Here is a 19,011-nt window from a genome sequence, read left to right as displayed (position 1 = left end):
GGAGTCGTGTCGTGTCGCCCGAGTGCCAACGAGAGGAGACCGGGCCCGTCCGGCCGCCGGGGGCCCTCGGATGGCCCCCGGGGCCGCCACCCGAGTGGTGGCGCCTCTGGCACCCTCCTGCCAGAGAGCAGCAGCCGGCCCGCGTCGCGCACCCCTCCTTGCTCTCTCAGGTCTGGATGTGGCGAAGCCTCGCCGCCGCCTGGGAGAAGGAGGGCCGCTTCGACCTCGCCGCCCGAGCGCTCCGGGAGGCGGAGGCCTGGGAACGGGTGGCCGGCATGGCTCCGCCCCCTCTCCACTGACCGCCCGCGGCTGCCCGGCAGGAACCGGCCCGGCTGCGACGAAATGGGGCGGCTCATGAAGGCGGTCCAGTTCCACACCACCATCCCCCGGTTCGTGGTGGGCAAGCTGGCCGGGGCCGTGGCCCGTTCCGCTTACACGACCCGGGGCGTCGGCAGCACCCGCCTGGTCGACGTGCCGGTGCCGGAGCTGCCCGGCCCGCGCTGGGCTCTCATCCGCACCCGCATGGGCGGGATCTGCGGTAGCGACCTGCACACCATCTTCCTGGAGTCGAGCCCCTCCACGTCCCCGTTCGCTTCCTTTCCCTTCACCTTCGGCCACGAGAACGTCGGGGTCGTGGAGCGTGCCGGGCCGGAGGTCCGAGGCGCCGCTCCGGGACAGCGGGTGGTCGTCGACCCGGTGTTGGGCTGTGAGGTGCGGGGCATCGAGCCACCCTGCCCTGCCTGCCGGCGCGGCGACTACCAGTTGTGCGAGCGCTTCACGGACGGGGCGTTGAGCCCGGGCATGCTCACGGGTACGTGCCGCGACACGGGCGGGAGCTGGGGCGAGTACTTCTTGGCCCACGACTCCCAGCTGATCCCCGTCCCCGACTCGCTGAGCGACGAGGCGGCCCTCATGGCCGAGCCCTTTGCGGTGGCCTTGCATCCGGTGCTGCGCTTTCCGGCGCGGTCCGGCGAGACGGTGCTGGTCATAGGAGCCGGGACGGTCGGGTTGGCGGTCGTGGCGGCGCTGCGCGCCACCGGATCGCCCGGGCGGGTCGTGGTGGCGGCCCGCCATGCTCACCAGGCCGAGGCGGCGCGCCGGTTGGGCGCGGATCTGGTCGTGACGGCCCGGGGCCCCCGCCTCTACCCCGCCCTGGCGGAGGCGCTGGGCGCGCGGCTGTTGCGGCCCATCATCGGCAAGCCGGTGCCGGTCGGCGGCGCCGACCTCACGTTCGAGTGCGTGGGCACGGGGCCGAGTATCGACGACGCGCTGCGCTTCACCCGGGCAGGCGGGCGGGTCGTGCTCGTGGGCCTCGCCTCCACGCCCCGCAACGTCGACTGGAGCCCCATCTGGCTCAAAGAGCTCCAGGTACAGGGCACCTTTTGCTACGGCGTGGAGCGGCTTCCCGGCGGGCGGCGCATCCGTACCATGGCCTACGCCCTAGAGCTCATGGAGCAGGGCAAAGCGGATCTGGGCAGCCTGGTGACGCACCGCTTCCCGCTGGAGAGCTGGAGGGAAGCGATCCAGGCGGCGGCACGCAAGGGCCCGTCAGGGGCCGTCAAGGTCGCGCTCGTCCCCTGAGGGCGAGGCCGGGCGCCGTATTCTCGCCCTTTCCCCGCCGGCTACCGGCTCACGAGCAGCTGGGCCAGGAGCATCTTGAGGATCATCGCCGTGGGGTAGACGGTCGCGTAGCCCACGTGCGGGATCTCCGACCCTGCCTGCTCCGTCGCGAAGGCGAGCAGCGCGGGCTGGGTCTGCAGCCCCGCCAGCATCCCCGTAACCACCGGCATGGGGATACGCAGCAGCCGGTAAGCGACCACCAGGGTGCCAAGGGCGGCTCCGGCGGCTACCGCCACCGCCGTCACGAGCACGCCCGGCCCCGCTTGCTCGAGGGTGCTCAAGAGCGCGTAACCCGACCGGGTCCCGATCCCCGCGAGAAACAACGCCAGCCCCATTTGGCGGAGCGTCAAGTTGGCATTGTGCGGCTGGATCCAGACGATGGGTCCCGTGCGCCCCAGCGTGCCGAGCACCAGCGCGGCCACCAGCGGCCCGCCCGCGAACCCCAGCCGGAGGGTCGCGCCTGCCGGCAAGGGCACCGGGATCAAGCCGAGCAGGAGCCCGAGCCCGATACCGAGCGAGACGCTCGGAAGGTCGATCTCGGACAGCTCCCGGTAGGAATCCCCGAAGAAGGTGGCCAGCGCTGCGAGTCGCTCCCTCGGCGCCACGACCCGTACCCGGTCCCCCAGTTCCAGCACGGTGGACGCGCTCGGGACCAGATCCACGTCGCCCCGCTTGATGCGGGTGATGACGGCCCCGAACCGGGCCCGGAGGTCCAGCTCCCGGATGGGCTTGCCCGCCACGGCCCGGTTGGAGACGAAGATCCGGCGAAAGTCGATCTGGCTGCGATCGAGCTCCGGCCGCTCCCGGCTCGGTACGCCGAACAGGGGGGCCACCTGCTCCAGCTCCTCCTCGGGCCCGACCAGGGTGACCACGTCGCCGAGCTGCAGGACCGTCGCCCCGGTGACCACCATCTGCTGACCGCCACGCTTGAGCCGGCTGAGGATGACCCGCACGGAGGGCGGGCGCCCCCACCGCTCCGGGCGGCGCATGAGCTCGGCCACCGTCACGCCCGTGACCTCGGGCCGGGTCACCTCGACGTCGCAGTTGGTGACCCGGTCGCCTCCCTCCCCTGTCGCCCGGGCGAACTCCCGTGCCTCCCGCCGGAAGTCGACCCGCCACGCCCGCGCGCACGCGCCCATGCAGGCGATCATCACGAGCACTCCCGCCGGGTACGCCAGGCTGTACCCCACCACGGGAGCGGTGGCGGCCTGGTGCCCTTGCGCCTGGAGCGTCTCCACCACGGCGGCCAGGGCAGGCGTATTGGTGAGGCTGCCCGCGAAAACCCCGGCGATGACCGGCCCCGGCAGGCCGAAGAGCCGGCCGAGGCCCCACGCGATCCCGGCCGCCAGCGCCAGCACGCCCACCGCCAGGGCGGTGTCCCGCAGGCCGCGCCGCCTGAGGGACCGGAAAAAGCCCGGCCCCGAGGCCAGGCCCACGGTATAGACGAAGAGGACCAGGCCAAACTCGTAGACGAAGCCAGGCAGCGCCAGCCGCGGGTCGATGGCGCCGAAGGCGAGCCCCACCAGCAGGATGGCCGCCACGCCCAGGGTGAAGCCGCCGACGCGGACGCGCCCCACCACGTAGCCGATCCCCGTGACGGCAAACAGGAGCAACAAGGGGCTTGCGGCCAGCACCCCTGCGATGGCCGGCACCAAGCCTGCCATCCCGATCACGTCGCCGGCCCTGCGGCGCGCACGGCCTGGGGCAGCTGCGGTGCGAACTTCTCGAAGTTGGCCGCGAACATCCGGGCAAGCTCGTGCGCCTGCCGGTCGTAGGCCTGCGGATCCGGCCAGGTGCTCCTCACGTCGAGGAGCTCCGCCGGCACTCCCGGCACCTCCTTCGGCACCTCCAGGCCGAAGACCGGATCCCTGCCGGCCGGCGTCCGGTCGAGCTGCCCGGACAGGATCGCCCGCACCATGGCCCGGGTATGTTCGAGGGGCATGCGCCGTCCCCGCCCGTAGGGGCCACCCGTCCAGCCGGTGTTGACCAGCCACACCCGAGCGCCGTGGTCCCGGATCTTCTCCCCCAACAGCTCCGCGTACACGGTCGGGTGCAGCGCCATGAACGGCGCCCCGAAGCACGTCGAGAAGGTCGCCTGTGGCTCCTTGACCCCTCTTTCGGTGCCGGCCACTTTGGCCGTGTAGCCGGTCAGGAAGTAGTACATGGCCTGCTCGTGGGTGAGCCTCGCCAGCGGCGGGAGGACACCGAAGGCATCGGCCGACAGGAAGAGGATGGTGCGGGGATGACCGGCCATCCCGCTGCGCACCGACCCCGGGATGTGGCTCAGAGGGTAAGCGGCCCGGGTGTTCTCCGTGAGGGAGTCGTCGTCCAGGTCCAGCCGCCGGGTCACCGCGTCGATGGTGACGTTCTCCAGGACCGTGCCGAACATCCGGGTGGTCTGGTAGATCTGCGGCTCGGCCTCCGGCCGCAGCCGGATCACCTTGGCGTAGCAGCCGCCCTCGAAGTTGAAGACGCCCGTGTCGCTCCACCCGTGCTCGTCGTCGCCGATCAGGCTGCGCTCCGGGTCGGCCGACAGCGTGGTCTTGCCGGTGCCCGACAGCCCGAAGAAGAGCGCCACGTCCCCCTCCCGCCCCACGTTGGCCGCGCAGTGCATCGAGAGCACGCGCTCCTGGGGCAGCAGGAAGTTGAGCACCGTGAAGATGGACTTCTTGATCTCGCCGGCGTAGCTGGTGCCACCTATGAGCACCAGCCGCTTACCGAAGTGGAGCACGATGAACACCCCGGACCGGGTGCCGTCCACCTCCGGCACCGCCGTGAACCCCGGGGCGTGGATGAGGGTGAACCGCGACTCGTGCGCCCGCAGCCCGTCAGGCGAGGGCTGGATGAAGAGGTTACGGGCGAAGAGGCTGTGCCACGCCCGCTCGGTGATCACCCGGATGGGCATCCGGTAGCGCGGATCCGCCCCGGCAAACAGGTCTTGAACGAACAGGTCCTTGCCCTGCAGGTAGGCCAGCAGCCGCGCATACAGCATGTCGAACCGCTCCGGGCTCATGGGCTGGTTGGCCTCCCACCAGATCTTGTCGTGAGCGACCTCGTCGTCCACGATGAACTTGTCGCGGGGGCTACGCCCGGTGTGCTGGCCCGTGCGGACCACCAGCGGCCCGAGGTGGGAAATGGAGCCCTCCCGGCGGCGCACGGCCTCCTCGTAGAGCGCAGGGGTCACCAGGTTCCAGTACACGTTGCCCGTGTTGACGATGCCGTGCCGCTCCAGCCCGTAGGAGCTCCGCGGGGTCTCCGCCATGCCCGATCGACCGCCCTTCTCACGGATGCCTCGCCCGCCCCCCCCCCACGCCCGGCACCCGCCCGGTGAGCCCTTGCTTACGTCGCTCGCACCGCAGTCCCTGCCGGGCCGGCGGGCCGTTGCTGCGCCAGGATCCGGTGCGCGTCGTCGTAGCCCTGGCGCATCAAGGACGCAATCGCCCGGCTCTCGCCAAAGCCGAACGTGCCCGGCGCGTCCACACCTTCCGGGGGGCAGATCGGTACGATGCTGAGCGCCCGCTTGCGGCGCCCTGCGCTCTCGTACCCGATGGCCCGCTTCAGGCGGCGCATGACCGGGCTGTCGGGGTCGGGGCTCTCCTCGATGATCGAGACGATCTCGCTGACGAGCAACGCCTTGCGCAGGTCTCCGTACAGGAGCCGGTCGAGCATCAGCGGCCACAACCGGCGCATCACCGCATAGACGTCGGCGAACGGCCCGCTTTCGTACCCCGGCGCTCCCTCGCCGCACCGCGGGGCGGTGCCGACGAGCACGATGTCGGTGGCTCCCCGGCGAATCGCCTGGTCGAGCGGCGCGTTGTCGAAGATGCCTCCGTCCACGTACCAGCGCAGCCCGATCCGGCGGGAGGCGAAGGCCCCGGGGAACGCCGACGAGGCCAGCACCGCATCCAGTACCCGCACGTCCGGCTGCGTACGGTCGAACGCGTGGGTCACCCCTTCGTTGAGGTCGGTCGCCGTCACCACCAGATCGACGCGGCGAAAGTCGCCCATGCGCCGCCGGGGCGGCAGGAAGCGACACAGCCGCCGCACCACCACCTCGCCGTCGAGCAGGGAATCGACGGCCTGCAGCACGAGGGGCGACGGCCCGTGTACCACGAGCCGCCACGAGGCCCGCAGGAGCGCCCGCCAGTTGAAGCGCAGGAGGCCCGACAGGGAAAGCCACTCCTGCTCGAGCGCCGCCAGCGCCCCCTCGAGGTTGCCGGCCTCGATGCCCTCCGCCATCACGGCGCCGTTGACCGCCCCGATGGACGACCCGCTGACGATGCCGATGCCCTGCGGGCCGAAGCGCTCGGCCACGGCTCGAAGCGCCCCGACCTGATACGCGCCCCGGGCTCCGCCCCCGCTCAGTACCAGCGCCACACGGGCAGTATCTCCCGTAGACATGGCCGATTCCCTCCCACGCTCGGCTTATGCCGCTGGCCTCACCGTTTCTTCACACACCCTGCATCATCCGTTCGGCGCTGCCCACCACCCGTTCGGCATCAACCGGCCCTTTTTGCGCGACAATGCCGTTGCGAGGTGACGCCATCGTGTGGACGTGGCATTGGGGTGGCGGTCCCGGCGTCATGGCGTACGGGTCGTGGTGGATCGGCGGGGTCATGACCATCGTCTTCTGGGCGCTGGTCATCGCCGGCATCGTGCTGCTCGTCAGGGCGTTGACGTCGCCCGGCAGGACGTGGGCCCGCGCCGAGGAGAGCCGCGCCATGGCCATCCTGGAAGAACGGTTCGCGAGGGGGGAAATCACGGCCGAGGAGTTTCGCCACATGCGCGACGAACTCCGCCAGTCCCGCCGCTCCTCCGTCTGAGAGGGGAACGGCCGGCCGGGCAGCGCTAGCGCTGCAGAAGCCCCCGCCGCAGCCGCTGCCCGGCCCTCGCGCCGCCGGCCGATCCTCTCCGTCTTGCGTCTTTCGTCATTTCCTCGCCCGCCTTTCCCGGGTTCCCCGGGGCCTGCTACCCACTCCGCGGCGGGACTCGGCGCCGGGCTTTCCGGTATGATGCTGTTGCCGGGAAAGCGACGCCTCGAAGCGCTGGCCGTAGAGGAAGGGATGGTGGCTCATGGCTCCTGAGACCATCGACGTGCTGCGCTCGGCGCTGCCGCTGCCCAGGATCGAGGATGCGCGGCGGATCCTGTGCGTGCAGCCGCACCCCGATGACGTCGATATCGGCGTGGGCGCGGCCATCGCGAAGCTGGCCCGGTTGGGGGTCGAGGTCGTCTACCTCACCGTGACCGACGACTCGGTGGGCACGCTTGACCGCGGTCTGACTCCGAGCAGCCTGGCAGCCCTGCGCAGGGAGGAGCAGGAGAAGGCGGCACGGGTCCTCGGCGTCAAGGAGGTGCGCTGGCTCGGGTACCCGGATGCGGGCGACTACTCCGAGCACGCGGTGCGGCAGGACGTGATCCGGGCCATCCGGCAGCTGCGCCCCGACCTCGTCGTGACCGTCGACCCCAACCTGCCCTACGAGTCACACCCGGACCACCTGCGGTGCGGGCGGGCGACCGCGGCAGCGGTCTTGCTCTACAACTTCCCCCACATCCGCACCGACCCGGCCGTCGACGAGGCGTTCACACCGTACGCGATGAAAGGGATCGCGTACTTCCACACGGCCCATCCCAACGCCTACGTGGAAGTCGGCGAGGAGGACTGGCAGCGGCGCTTCGAGGCCATCGCCTGCCACCGGAGCCAGGTGGACGGCCCCACTTTGGAGCTGTACAAGTTTTACTTCGACCTGAAGGCGCGGGAGTACGGCGCGACGGCAGGATGCGAGCGGGCCGAGGCATTCCGGGTGCTCACTCCTCAGATGATGCACTGCTTCGTCGACGCAGCGCGGATCTGAGCCGGGCCCGGCAGGTGGGCACGGCTCGCGCGACGGCGGCGAGGTCTCGAGCGGAGGAAGGGAGCGGACGATCGTTGTCGGCAGACGTGCGTCTTCACCGCAGGCCCCGGAGAGCGCAGGGGCTGGAGTGGGTGGCCCGGGCAGGCGCAGACCTGCGCCATCTCTCCTTCGGTTTGCTGCGCCTGGAGGAGGGCCAGGTCCAAGAGGTGGCTCTCGCCGGCGAGGAGGCGGTGCTCGTGCTCGTGGAGGGCAGTCTGGGCGTGCAGGGCCGGGTGCCCGGGGCGCCCGAGGGCTTCGCCTTCGATCCGGTGGGCCCGAGAGCGGGGGTCTTCCGGCAACGGGCCAGCGCGGTCTACCTGCCGCCCGGTACCGAGGCGGTCATCCGGGCTCACGCCCCGCTGCTGGCGGCATGGATCACGTCACCCACCGGCCACGCCGGCCAACCGGGTGCAGCAACGCCCGCCGCGGGCCGGGCGCCCCGCCCCGTCTGGATCCGCCCGGAGGAGGTCCGCGTGGCCGTGCGGGGGAAGCCGGGCTACCAGCGAGAAGTCCACGATCTGGTGGACGAGCGGGTACCGGCCCGGCGCCTGCTGGTGGGGGAAACCTTCAACCGGCCCGGCGAATGGTCCAGTTACCCGCCCCACAAGCACGACACGGCCATCCCCGGCGTGGAGACTCCCCTGGAAGAGGTGTACTTCTTCCGGGTCGACCCGCCCCAGGGCTTCGGCGTCCAGATGATCTATAGCCCTTCCCGGGAAATCGATCAGGCGTACCGCGTCCTGGACGGCGACGTTACGCTGTTACCCTTCGGGTACCACCCGGTAGCGGCGGCCCCGGGGTATCGCATCTACTACCTGTGGGCCCTGGCCGGCGCCGAGCGGCACCTGAGCGTCCACGACGATCCCGACCACGCCTGGGTGACGGCCCGCCCGGACTGAAGACCCGGCGGCTCCTTGCTTCATCGGCAGCGCCCCGGCTCATCCTTCCGGTTGCAGGGCCACATCGACGAACGGCCAGCCGCTTTCGGGGTCCACGCCCCTGCCCGTTTCGTCGCCTTGCACGACGAGCCGGCGCGCCTCGCGCGGGGGTAACAGCCAGCGCACGCTGCCGTAGGCGGGCCTCCATCCCCCCGGCGAGCGTACGCTCGCCGAGACGCGCACCTCCCGGCGATCCCATCGAGCACGAAGGGTCACGAGAGCGAAAGCCCCCTGCTGGTACGCGAGCGTCTCCCCGTCGTCCTCGTACAGGACGAACGAGTTCTCCCCGTCCTCGTCGCGCCCCGGGTAGACCCGCACCCCCCGGAAGTCATCCGGACTCGCTCCCACGTGCGGCACGACCTTGCCGACGGGCACGAGGGCTCCTTCCCTGGCGAGCACCGCCGGCCTTTCCAGGGGGACGGGGATCTCGTGCTCCTCCCCTCCGCGCCCTGCGACCGCTCCCGTGAAAAAGTCGAACCATTCGACATTTCCGGGGAAATAGACAGGCCGTGCCCTCATTCCCGGCTCGGCCACCAGCGGCACCAGCAAGAACGGCCCCAGCATGAAGTCGAAGGATTCGCCCCTGGCCCGCTCGTCCTCCTGGAACTCGTAGACGAGCGGCCGGTGGATGGGATGCCCCTCCGTGGCCGCCTCCCAGAACAGAGAGTACAGGTACGGCAGCAGCCGGTAACGCAGCGCGATGGCCTCCCGGATGATGGGCGTCGTCTCGGGGTACGTCCACGGCTCGGTGGGGCGGCCGGACCAATTCCACGAGTGGATGCAAAACCGCGGGTGGAAGATGCCGTTTTGCACCCACCGCACCAGCAGTTCCGCATCGGGCTCGTCGCCGAAGAAGCCTCCCACGTCGTGGCCGGCGTTGGCCATCCCGGATAGAGCCAGGTTGAGCCCCATGGGAACGTTGTACCGCAAGGTCCGCCACGACGTCGTGTTGTCTCCCGACCAGGTCTGGGCGTAGCGCTGCATCCCGACGCTCGCGCTGCGCGTGATCACGTACGGCCGCACGCCGGGGCGGTGGCGCAGCTGGGCTTCGCGGGACGTCTTGACCATCAGCAGGGTCTGGACGGGGTTGAGCGCGAGGGCCGGATGGCCTAGAGCGACCTGTGCGTCGGCCGTCCAGAGCGGGTATTCGTTGTTGTCGTTCCAGGTCGCGTCGATGCCCGCGTCGAGCAGGCACCGCTCCACCTGTTCTCCCCACCACCGCCGGGCCTGCTCGGCGGTGAAGTCGAGGTGCGCCCCCTGGCCTCCCCAGAACCCCTGCAGGTACACCCGAGAGCCCCCGCCGGCCTGCCGGACGAGGCAACCCTGGCTCTCCAGCTCCTGGAAGCGCGGGTGGGTCGTGAGGACGGCCGGCTTGATGTTGGCCGCCACCCGCAGGCCCGCTTCGTGGAGCCGCCGCATCAGGGCCGGCGGATCGGGGATACGGGTCCGGTCCCACTGGAAGACGTGGCGCTGCCCGTCCGGGGTACGGCAATACCCGGAGGAGAGGTGCACCAGGTCGCACGGGATCGACTCTTCTGCCAGGCGGCGGGCGAAAGCCTCCAGGCGCTCCCCCGGATCCGGTGCCTCTGTGTACTCCATGCTCGAGGCGAGGTATCCGAGGCTCCATCGGGGCGGCAGGGGCATGCGGCCCGTGAGCCAGGTGAGGCGCTCGACGACCTCCCGGATGGACGGCCCGTAGATGAAGTAGAGGTCCACGTCGCCCCACCGGAACGTCGCGTAGCGATAGGGCCCGTAATAGTTGTGCAGCTCCTGGCCGAAGTCGAACTCCGCGGCCGACGGGTTGTCGTACAAGAGACCGTAGGCCGTGCCGTCCGGCCGCAGCGTGATCACGAACGGGAAGTGCTTGTACAGGGGATCGGTGCGCTCGGCGTCGTAACCCAGGGTGTCTCTCGGCTCCAGGCGGAATCGCCGCCCGTGGTGATCGAGGGGCCCCGCCACCTCCCCGAGCCCGAAGTAGCGCTCCCTGGTATCCCGGCTCAGGTAGTGAGCGACCCGGCCGTCCGGGAGGCACTGGTACCCCAGGGCCGGATGGTCCCCGGCGAGATAGCCGGAAGGGCCGTACCAGGTGATGGCGAACGGGCTCAACTGTACTCGGAGGTGCAGTACGCTACCCCTCAGGTTCAGCACGGCGCCCGGCTCCGCCGGCTGCGGGAGGGTCCCCGCCATGTCGGGCTCCTGCTCGAAGGGCGGGCACGAGAAGCGGCCCAGGTCCTCCCGGTCGCGCCCTTCGTACGGCACGTCGCCCGAGGCATCCGCAATGGCCCACGTGCGCGAAAGCCCGCCACCGTCGCCCGGCCGCACCTGCACGCGCACGATGGCCGGCTCGAGGCTGGTGATGGCGATGCGCTCCCCGTGACTTCCCACGAACGTCACCCGCGAAGGCGCCCTCGCGTCCACGGCGGCAACCGCTACCGGATCCGTCAGGTCCACGATGTCGGTCTTCCACCTTTCCTGGCCAGCAGGAACTCCCGGCCGGTTGCAGAAACGTTTCACCACCCGGCAGGAGGAAACCTTCCATGCACCGGTTGACCACGGTTTCCGCCGGAAAGAAGGAGGGTCCCGACCATGAGGCGTGTCGTGACGCTGGCAGTGACACTGGCACTCCTGGCCGCCGGGATCGGCGTACCGGCCGCAGCGGCGCCTGCACCCACGCCGCTCCGGTTCGTCTGGTTCACCGACGGTCCGGATCTGGCGGCGATCCAGAAGCTCGTCGCCCAGTTCAACGCCGCCAACCCGGACGTGCGTGTCGAGTTGTCGGTACTGCCGTACGCCCAGCTCAACCAGCTCCTGCTGACCCAGGCCGCGGCCGGCAACGCGCCGGACCTGGCGCGCGTTTCGGAGCCGGGTCGGTTCTTCCAGTACCTGCTCGACATGCGCCCCTACCTTTCGGACCGGGCCTTCCGCTCGGCGTTCATCCCGTCGGCGTTGAAAGCGGTGGAGGGCGATCATGGGGAGTTGTACGGCATTCCCCATGACTTTACCCTCAACGGTCCTTTCGTCAATGTCACCCTTTTCAAGAAGGCCGGCATCGCCCTGCCGGCGGACCGCTGCGTGAGCTGGGAGACGTGGGGCAAGCTGGCGGCGCAGGTGCGCGACGCGACCGGCGTGCCGTTCGCGATGGCCGTCGACCGGAGCGGCCACCGGCTGGACGGGTTCATCCAGTCTTTCGGCGGCAGCTTCTTCACGCCAGACGGCAAGGGCCTGCGCATCACCAGCCCGGAGACCCGCAAAGGCGTCGAGGCCTTCGTACGGATGCACCAGGAGGGGATCATGCCCCTCGAGGTGTGGGCCGGCGGCGGCCAGGGGTATGCCGCGGCCAACCAGTATTTCATCAACGGCCAGTTGCCGTTTTACCTCTCGGGCAACTGGCAGGTCGCCCAGTTCCACGACAACATCGGCGACAAGTTCGAGTGGAAGGCCGTCTTCAACGGCTGCGAGAAGCAATACGGAGGGATGCCGGGCGGCAAGTTCATCGTGGCCTTCGCGCAGACGAAGGCGCCGGCCAAGGTGGTCCGCCTGATCGAGTTCCTCGGGAGCAAGGAAGCCATGCGGCAGTTCGCCAGGGAGAGCCTCTTCCTGCCGACCCGCAACGACCTCATCAAGGAGGGGATCGAGTATCCCTACGCCAGCGACGTCATGAACACGTTCTTGAAGGGCATCCCGCTCTTGCCCGAGACCTCGTACGAAAACTACAACATGTACTTCGGCCCGGTCGCCAACGAGGTACGCGACAGGGTCACCCAGGCCATCCTGGGCGAAATCTCGGTGGACGAGGCGCTCCGGCTGGCCGAGGCCAAGTCCCGGGAGATCATGGGCATCAAGTGACGAAGGTAAGAGTCGCGCGGCGGGGGCACCTGCGCTCCTCTGGAGCGCCCCCCGTCGCCGGCCGTGACGGAGGAGGGCGTCGGTTTTGGCGTCGGGCAGCAAGCTGCGCGCTCGCCTGGCCCCGTACCTGTTCGTAGCGCCCAACGTGCTTTTCTTCACCACGTTCGTGGCGGTGCCGGCGGTGTACGGGTTCTGGCTCAGCCTCTTCACCACGTCGCCATATCGGCCGACCCGGTTCGTGGGGCTGGGAAACTTCGAGGCGTTGGCCCATGACGACCTCTTCTGGAGAGCCGTCCGCAATACCGTCACTTTCGTCGTCGGGGACGTGGCGCTGGTCGTGGCCCTGGCGGTCGCGATAGGGATGCTGCTCAACCGATCGGTGCGGGGCCGGGGGTTTTTCCGGAGCGCGTTCTTCTACCCGGTGCTCCTCTCCCCCGTCGTGGTGGCCATCGCGTGGCAGTGGATCCTCAACAACCGCTTCGGCGCGCTCAACAACGCGTTGCGGTGGCTCGGGATGCGGCCTGTCCCGTGGTTGCTCGATGCCTCCTGGGCCATGACCTGGGTCATTCTCGTCCACACGTGGGCCACCGTGGGGTTTTTCGCCCTCATCGTGCTGGCAGGGCTGCAGTCGATCCCGCCCGTGCTCTACGAGGCGGCATCCGTGGACGGCGCCACTCCCTTGCGGCGGGCCCGGCACATCACCCTCCCCTTGCTGGCCCCTTCGGTGCTCACCGTGCTCATCCTGAGCCTCATCCATGCTTTCGAGATCTTCGACTACGTTTACGTGATGACCGGCGGCGGCCCCGGATTTGCCACGCTCATGATGGTCCAATACATCTACCGGGCCGGCTTCGAGCTCGACCAGTTCGGGCTGGCGGCCGCCGGGTCGCTGGTGTTGTTCGTGATCATCCTGGCCTTGACCGCGCTCCAGTTCGTCATGGGCCGGCTCGTCGAGGCGGTGTAAGGGATGGAGGCGAGGCGGGTGGCGGCAGCAGCGGAAGGCCTGGGGTTGCACCCGAGCCCGGTCGCACCGGCGCGCCTGGCGTCCCGGCGCCCTCCGCTCTGGAGCGATCTGCTTTCGTATGCGGCATTGGTACTGGGCACCCTGGTGATGTTCGGGCCGGTCTTGTGGGTGGTCGTCTCCTCGTTCAAGGTGCCCTCGGAGCTTTACCGGGTCCCCGCCACGTTCTTGCCGGAGCAATGGGTCTTCTCCAATTACACGGACGCTCTCCGGCAGTTTCCCTTCGTGCGCTACCTGGCCAACAGCGTCTTCGTCACCCTGGCAGCGACGGCCGTCACGCTGGCCATTAACTCGATGGCCGCGTTTGCGCTGAGCAAGTACCGCTTCCCGGGCCGGGACTTTCTTTTCCTGTTCATGCTGAGCACGCTCATGGTCCCGCTCCAGGTCATCATGATCCCCATCTACCTGGTCGTGGCACGCCTCGGCATGATCGATACCTTGTGGGGCATCGTCATCCCGCCGGCCGCCACGCCGACGGGCGTCTTCTTGCTCCGCCAGTACATGCTGACGATCCCCGACGAGCTCCTCGACGCCGCCCGCATCGACGGCGCCGGCGAGTGGCGCATCTACCGGCAGATCATGCTGCCCCTGACCCGCCCCGCTTTGGCCGTGCTCGCCATCTTCTCCATCATGTGGCGCTGGAACGACTATCTCTGGCCCCTCATCGTCATCAGCTCCGACCGCAACTTCACGCTGCAGTTGGGCCTGGCGCGCTTCCAGGGGCAGCTGGTCACCGATTGGAACTACGTGCTGGCAATGACGGTGCTCAGCATCCTTCCGATCACGCTGGTCTTCGCGTTCTTGCAGCGCTACCTGGTAAGCGGGATTGCCACCACGGGACTCAAGGGGTGACGAGCCAGCCATGGAAGGCCGTCCGACCATCGCCGACGTGGCCAGGGCGGCGGGCGTCTCCATCGCGACGGTGTCCGCCGTGCTTAACGGCCGTCCCGGGCGCATCCCGGACGCCACCAGGGGCAGAGTGCTCCGGGCCGCGGAGATGCTGCACTACCGGCCCAACCCCTTTGCCCGGAGCCTCAAGACCAAACGCAGCTACACGCTGGCCCTCGTCGCTACCGATATCAGCAACCCTTTTTACCCGGGCCTCGCCAAAGGGATCGAGCAGGCCGCTCTTTCCCAGGGCTACCAGCTGATCATCTGCAACACGTTCGGCTCGCTCGAGCGCGAGCAGGACCACCTGCTGCGGCTGAGGGATCGGCAGGTCGACGGGATCATGCTCGCGTCGTCGATCACACGCCACGACGCCCGTTACCCCGTGGATCTCCTGAAGGACGTGAAGACCGTGCTGCTCAACCGCACCATCGAGAACGTGAAGGCGCCCGTCATCCGTATGGACAACATCGGAGCGGGCAAGGACGTGGGGCGCTACCTGGTCTCCCTGGGCTATCGCTCCATTGCTTACATCGGCGGCCCCGCGGATCGCCCGGCGTCTGCCGACCGCCTCCGTGGATTGCGAGAGGCTCTCGACGAGGCCGGCGTCCCATTGCCCGACGGCTGGGTGCGCTTTGGGGACTGGGAGCGGGAGGAAGAAGGCTACCGGCATGCCCGCTCCGTCTTCGGAGCGCCGGGCCCCCGTCCTCGGGCGGTCTTTGCCGGCAACGACATTCTGGCGATGGGGGTCATCCGGGCCGTGAAAGAGATGGGCCTGCGCGTGCCGGAGGACGTGGCGGTCGTAGGGTTCGACGACCGTGACATCGCGGCCTTCAGCGATCCCCGGCTGACGACGGTGCGCTATCCCTCCGTCGAGATGGGCTACCACGCCGCCCGCATCCTGCTCGACTGGATCGAGCGGCCGGAGGTGGAGCCTCCCCCGGTGGTCACGCTGGGCTGCCAGCTCATCGTGCGGGGCTCCTGCGGCGGGCAGGCCGTCCAAAGGGGCCGGACGGCATGATCCGGCCCCTCTCCGAGCCGGGTAGGGCTCCTGTGCTCGAAGGCGACGGCCCGGAGGAGGTAGCGCTCACCCTTTCCAACCGGGCCTTCACGATGACCCTCGATTGCTGGGGGCACGTGCGGAGCCTCAGGCTCGTCAATCACGGCATGGTGATACGCCCGGGCCGGTTGCGGTGGTACTTCGCCCCGGCCAGCGGTCAAGGCCGCCGTTCGGCCACCCCCTCGCTCACCGGAAAAGCATGGCGCTTGTGGCCGGGCATGCTCCAGGCCTCGCTCTTGCTGGAGCCGGGAGATGTATCCCTGGAGGTGGAGGCCGGCGCCGACCGGGAGGCGCCGCTGGTCTGGTTGCGCTGGCGCCTGCACGGGCCCCAAGCTTCCGGTGCGGCCCATGAACGGCAGGATGCCGATTGCCCGGCTCTGGTCGTCCGGATCGCTCCCCGTCGGGACGAAGAGCTCGCTCGCGCCGTCGTGCTGCGCATGTTCGGGCCGGCCCGCTACGTGCCGGAGGCAATGGAGGCCGTGCGCCGCCACGCCGAGGAGGCTGCGGCGGCCCTGCGGACGCAGGCCGTCGCCGTGCAGGCAGGCGCACGGTCGTGGTTGCTGGACGGCGTGTGGTTGCACGCCTCGCTGGAGTGTTCAGGGCTTCAGGTCGCGGATCGCGGTGAGGGCGATGGCGCACGCTGGACGTGTCTCCCGGGCTCGCCGTCCTCCGGCGGCATGGAGGCGGCGCTTGCGCTTTGGGTGGAGAAGGCCGTGCCGACGGTCCGTCAGGCCCTTCTCGCTCGGGCGTCGACGGCCCCGCCGAAACCCCTTCCCGCTCGACCCGGCCCCCCATCTTTCGAAAGCGGCGACGCCCTGCTCGATACACTGTTCGCCTTCTCCCTGGACGCGGCCGTCTCCAACTTCAAGGCCGACCCTCTGGGCGGCTTCGAGGGCCTGACGGCGGGCGTACACTACGAGACCCCGGCCCGGACCTATTTCCGGGACGGCTACTGGACGTCCCAGGCGCTCTTACCGTTTCACCCGGACCTCGTGCGCGCCCAGGTCGTCGCTCTGGCCGGGGGCGTCCACGACGACGGCTCGTGCCCCAGCGCGGTACTCTTCCCCAACCCCGTGCTGGCCGCTGCGCTCGAGGCGGCGCACCGGTTCGTCCCCGGGTTTTCGGCGCTCCACCGGCCACCTCGCGACTTCTGGTCGGGCCACCACGACTCTCCGTCCTTCTTCCTGCTGTTGCTGTACGACTACCTGGCGTGGACGGGCGATGGCGCCGTGTTGTGGGAACCGGTCCCGGGGAGCCCCCGGGAGGCCGGATCGCGCCACACCGTCCTGGGAAGTGCCGTACGGGCGGCCCGCTACTTGCTCGAGGCAGACGTGCATGACGAAGGGCTCGCCCGCAAGCCGTACGATACCCTCGACTGGGCCGACAACGTCTTCCGCTCCGGGTGGGTGACGTATGACGAGGCCTTGCGGGCGGCGGCCCTGGGCCGTGCAGGGGCCATCCTGGCACGGCTCGCCCGCTGGGGGGATCCCCCTCGGGAGGAGGGTCTCGAGGAGCTCGCGACGAGCTCGGCCCGGCTGGCCCTGGCCCGGCGCCTCGAAGAGGCCCACCGCCGCGCCCGGCTCGCCATCAACGAGAAGCTGTGGTTAGCCGACAGGGGATACTATGCCGAGTACGTGGAACCACCCGCCGGCGGTGGCACGGCGCCCTCGGTGCCGGAGCCGCACCTGGCCATCGACACCCTCACGGTGCTGTTGTGGGACCTGGCCCCCGTGGACCGGGCTCGACGAGTCCTCGACCAAACGGAAATTCTCCTCGAGTCCCGTCGTAACCACCGCCAGCCTTGCGGTGACTGGGGCGTCATGTGCTGTTTTCCCCCTTATCGGGACCGCCGCCGGCTGACCGGCAAGACGCGCTTTCCCTACCGCTACCACAACGGGGCGGAGTGGCCGTACTGGAGCGCGGTACTGGCCCTGCTGCGCATGCGCTACGGCACCGGCGACTGGCGCTATCCGCTCGTGCGATGCTGGGAGGTGGGCCTGGCCAACGGCCGGGCGGCTCCCGTCGAGTACCACTCGCCACCGTATGCGCCGGGTTCGCCCAACCAGGCGTGGAGCAGTATGCCGGCTGCCGCCATGGTGCGGGGCGGGTTCGGCATCGAACCCGATCTCGACGGCCGGTTCACGGTGCGGAGGCCCCCCTGGGGCCCGAGCCGCTTGAAGGGAGTGCGCATCCACGGGCAGCGCTACGACTTCGACCTCTGAGGGCAGGCCTGCCGCATCCGAGCGCCTGAGCCCGCTCACGAAGCTCATCTTCGGCAGCGGCGACATCTACGGCGGCGGGCAAAACATCGTCAATTTCCTGTACCTGATCTTCCTGACGGACGTGGTACGGATCCGTCCCGCGCTGGCCGGCCTCGTGTTCCTCGTCGGGCGGATATGGGACGCCGTGACCGACCCGGCCATGGGCGTGGTGACGGACCGTACCCGGACCCGGTGGGGCCGCCGTCGCCCTTACTTCCTGGCGGCCACGGTCCTCGTCTTCGTCTCCTACGTGCTCTTGTGGGCGCCGGTGACGGCAGCCGGCGAATGGGCACGTTTTGCCTATTGTCTGGCAGCATACCTCTTCTTCGACCTGGTGATGACCATGACCATGGTGCCCTACTCGGCCATGAGCGCCGAACTCACCCTGGATTACCACGAGCGCACTTCGGTCATGTCGTACCGCCTCGCCTTCTCCATGGGAGCCACCATCCTCACGGCGCTGTTCCCCATGTGGATCGTGGAAAGGGCCCCCGATCCCCGCACCGGATACCTGGTGATGGCGGTCGTCTTCGGGGCGCTATCCGCCCTTCCATGGGGTCTCATCTTCAAGTACTGCCCCGAGCGGCCGTCGTTCCAGCGGCGGATGCCGTCGCTCGACTGGCGCGACCTCCTGCTCGAGCCGTGGAGGTTGCGGGCCTTCCGCACGCTGGTGGGCATGTACCTGGCAGGCTTCATCGCGCTCGACGTCGTCTCTTCCCTCATCGTCTACTTCATGAGGTACAACCTGGGCCGCCCCACGGAGGCCAAGTTCGTCATGGGCACACCATCGTGATGCAGCTTTTCTCCCTGCCCCTCTGGGCCTGGCTCGCCTCGCGGGTCGGCAAGGGGCGCGCCTACGCCGTCGGCGGCGCCTGGTGGATCGCCGTCATGCTCGTCTTCCTCGCATTCGACCCCGCCTGGCCCGCCTGGTCCATCTATCTGCTGGCGGGCGCCATGGGCCTGGGCATTTCGGCCATCGCCTTCATCCCCTGGGCCATTTTCCCCGACATCACCGAGGTGGCGGAGCTGGCCACGGGCGACCGCCGGGAGGGGAGCTTGAGCGGCTTCATGACCTTCCTGCGCAAGGTCGCCTCGGCCATCGCCCTCTTCGGGGTCGCGCAGGTCCTGGACCTCACGGGCTACCGCCCTCCTCCCGATGAGGTAACGGGAGCGGCGGCGGTCATGGCCCAGCCGCAGGCAGCCCTGGCGGCCATCCGGCTGATGCTCACCCTCGTGCCGATCGCGCTGGCAGGCGTGGGGATCGTCCTGGCCCTGCGATACCCTCTCACGGCCCGGATGCACGCGCGGTTACGGGACCTCCTCGCGTTGCGCCGGGGCGAGAAGCAGGCAAAGAGCATCGCACAGCAGGAGGAGATGGAAGCTTCCTACCAGTCGCTTTACGAAACGCTGGTAGGCGGCCCGCCCCCGTCGTCGCCCGGCGTAACCCGGGCCCCGACTCCCGACCGGTGACGCGGCCGTAACGGT

General features: G+C 69.5%; 14 protein-coding genes and 1 pseudogene. 11 read left to right on the top strand and 4 right to left on the bottom strand.

What is annotated here, in order from left to right:
- Positions 1-11: 11 nt before the first annotated feature.
- Together U7230_RS00960 and U7230_RS00955 are read left to right on the top strand one after the other, a co-directional pair.
- Entirely contained in the window at positions 12-299 is a 288-nt protein-coding gene (locus tag U7230_RS00960; protein WP_324716889.1) for a hypothetical protein, read from the top strand.
- Between the two features lie 55 nt (positions 300-354).
- Positions 355-1,581, top strand: coding sequence for a zinc-dependent alcohol dehydrogenase (locus tag U7230_RS00955; protein ID WP_324716888.1), 1,227 nt, complete (start codon positions 355-357; stop codon positions 1,579-1,581).
- Positions 1,582-1,622: 41 nt separating this feature from the next.
- Here U7230_RS00955 and U7230_RS00950 read toward each other — a convergent pair whose 3' ends face one another.
- From U7230_RS00950 to U7230_RS00940, 3 genes are all read right to left on the bottom strand, one after another.
- Positions 1,623-3,263: an aspartate:alanine exchanger family transporter gene (locus U7230_RS00950; RefSeq protein ID WP_404980608.1), complete on the bottom strand. Its 1,641-nt coding sequence runs from the start codon at positions 3,261-3,263 to the stop codon at positions 1,623-1,625.
- 26 nt (positions 3,264-3,289) lie between these two features.
- Positions 3,290-4,882: a phosphoenolpyruvate carboxykinase (ATP) gene (gene pckA / locus U7230_RS00945; protein WP_324716886.1), complete on the bottom strand. Its 1,593-nt coding sequence runs from the start codon at positions 4,880-4,882 to the stop codon at positions 3,290-3,292.
- Positions 4,883-4,959: 77 nt separating this feature from the next.
- Entirely contained in the window at positions 4,960-6,021 is a 1,062-nt protein-coding gene (locus U7230_RS00940) for a patatin-like phospholipase family protein (protein ID WP_324716885.1), read from the bottom strand.
- Between the two features lie 146 nt (positions 6,022-6,167).
- On the opposite strand from U7230_RS00940, the gene U7230_RS00935 reads away from it, so the two are divergent.
- From U7230_RS00935 to iolB, 3 genes are all read left to right on the top strand, one after another.
- Positions 6,168-6,443, top strand: coding sequence for an SHOCT domain-containing protein (locus tag U7230_RS00935; RefSeq protein ID WP_324716884.1), 276 nt, complete (start codon positions 6,168-6,170; stop codon positions 6,441-6,443).
- 250 nt (positions 6,444-6,693) lie between these two features.
- Entirely contained in the window at positions 6,694-7,473 is a 780-nt protein-coding gene (locus tag U7230_RS00930; protein WP_324716883.1) for a PIG-L deacetylase family protein, read from the top strand.
- 74 nt (positions 7,474-7,547) lie between these two features.
- Entirely contained in the window at positions 7,548-8,411 is an 864-nt protein-coding gene (gene iolB / locus U7230_RS00925; RefSeq protein WP_324716882.1) for a 5-deoxy-glucuronate isomerase, read from the top strand.
- A gap of 39 nt (positions 8,412-8,450) precedes the next feature.
- Here the strand turns inward: iolB and U7230_RS00920 are convergent, their stop codons facing one another.
- Positions 8,451-10,967, bottom strand: coding sequence for a glycoside hydrolase family 31 protein (locus U7230_RS00920; RefSeq protein ID WP_324716881.1), 2,517 nt, complete (start codon positions 10,965-10,967; stop codon positions 8,451-8,453).
- 69 nt (positions 10,968-11,036) lie between these two features.
- Here U7230_RS00920 and U7230_RS00915 point away from each other — a divergent pair, with 69 nt between their 5' ends.
- The 6 genes and pseudogenes from U7230_RS00915 to U7230_RS15355 all read left to right on the top strand — a co-directional run bounded on the left by U7230_RS00915 (position 11,037) and on the right by U7230_RS15355 (position 18,996).
- Positions 11,037-12,296 carry an ABC transporter substrate-binding protein gene (locus tag U7230_RS00915; protein WP_324716880.1) on the top strand — a complete coding sequence of 420 codons (1,260 nt, stop codon included), beginning with the start codon at positions 11,037-11,039 and terminating at the stop codon, positions 12,294-12,296.
- A gap of 85 nt (positions 12,297-12,381) precedes the next feature.
- The gene (locus U7230_RS00910) at positions 12,382-13,260 is read left to right on the top strand and encodes a carbohydrate ABC transporter permease (protein ID WP_324716879.1); all 879 of its coding nucleotides are present in this window, start codon (positions 12,382-12,384) and stop codon (positions 13,258-13,260) included.
- A 147-nt stretch (positions 13,261-13,407) separates the two neighbouring features.
- Positions 13,408-14,169, top strand: coding sequence for a carbohydrate ABC transporter permease (locus U7230_RS00905; RefSeq protein ID WP_404980607.1), 762 nt, complete (start codon positions 13,408-13,410; stop codon positions 14,167-14,169).
- A gap of 10 nt (positions 14,170-14,179) precedes the next feature.
- A complete protein-coding gene (locus U7230_RS00900) occupies positions 14,180-15,226 on the top strand; it encodes a LacI family DNA-binding transcriptional regulator (protein ID WP_324716877.1) in 1,047 nt (348 codons plus the stop codon).
- A complete protein-coding gene (locus U7230_RS00895; RefSeq protein ID WP_324716876.1) occupies positions 15,223-17,487 on the top strand; it encodes a glucosidase family protein in 2,265 nt (754 codons plus the stop codon). Before U7230_RS00900 ends, U7230_RS00895 begins: the two co-directional genes overlap by 4 nt.
- A gap of 25 nt (positions 17,488-17,512) precedes the next feature.
- Positions 17,513-18,996, top strand: a pseudogene (locus tag U7230_RS15355) (MFS transporter).
- Positions 18,997-19,011 lie beyond the last annotated feature (15 nt).

The organism is Limnochorda sp. L945t, from assembly GCF_035593305.1.
Lineage (GTDB): Bacteria > Bacillota > Limnochordia > Limnochordales > Geochordaceae > Carboxydichorda > Carboxydichorda subterranea.
The sequence above is the reverse complement of the archived record's forward strand: the minus strand, read 5'-3'. Positions and strand labels throughout refer to the sequence as shown.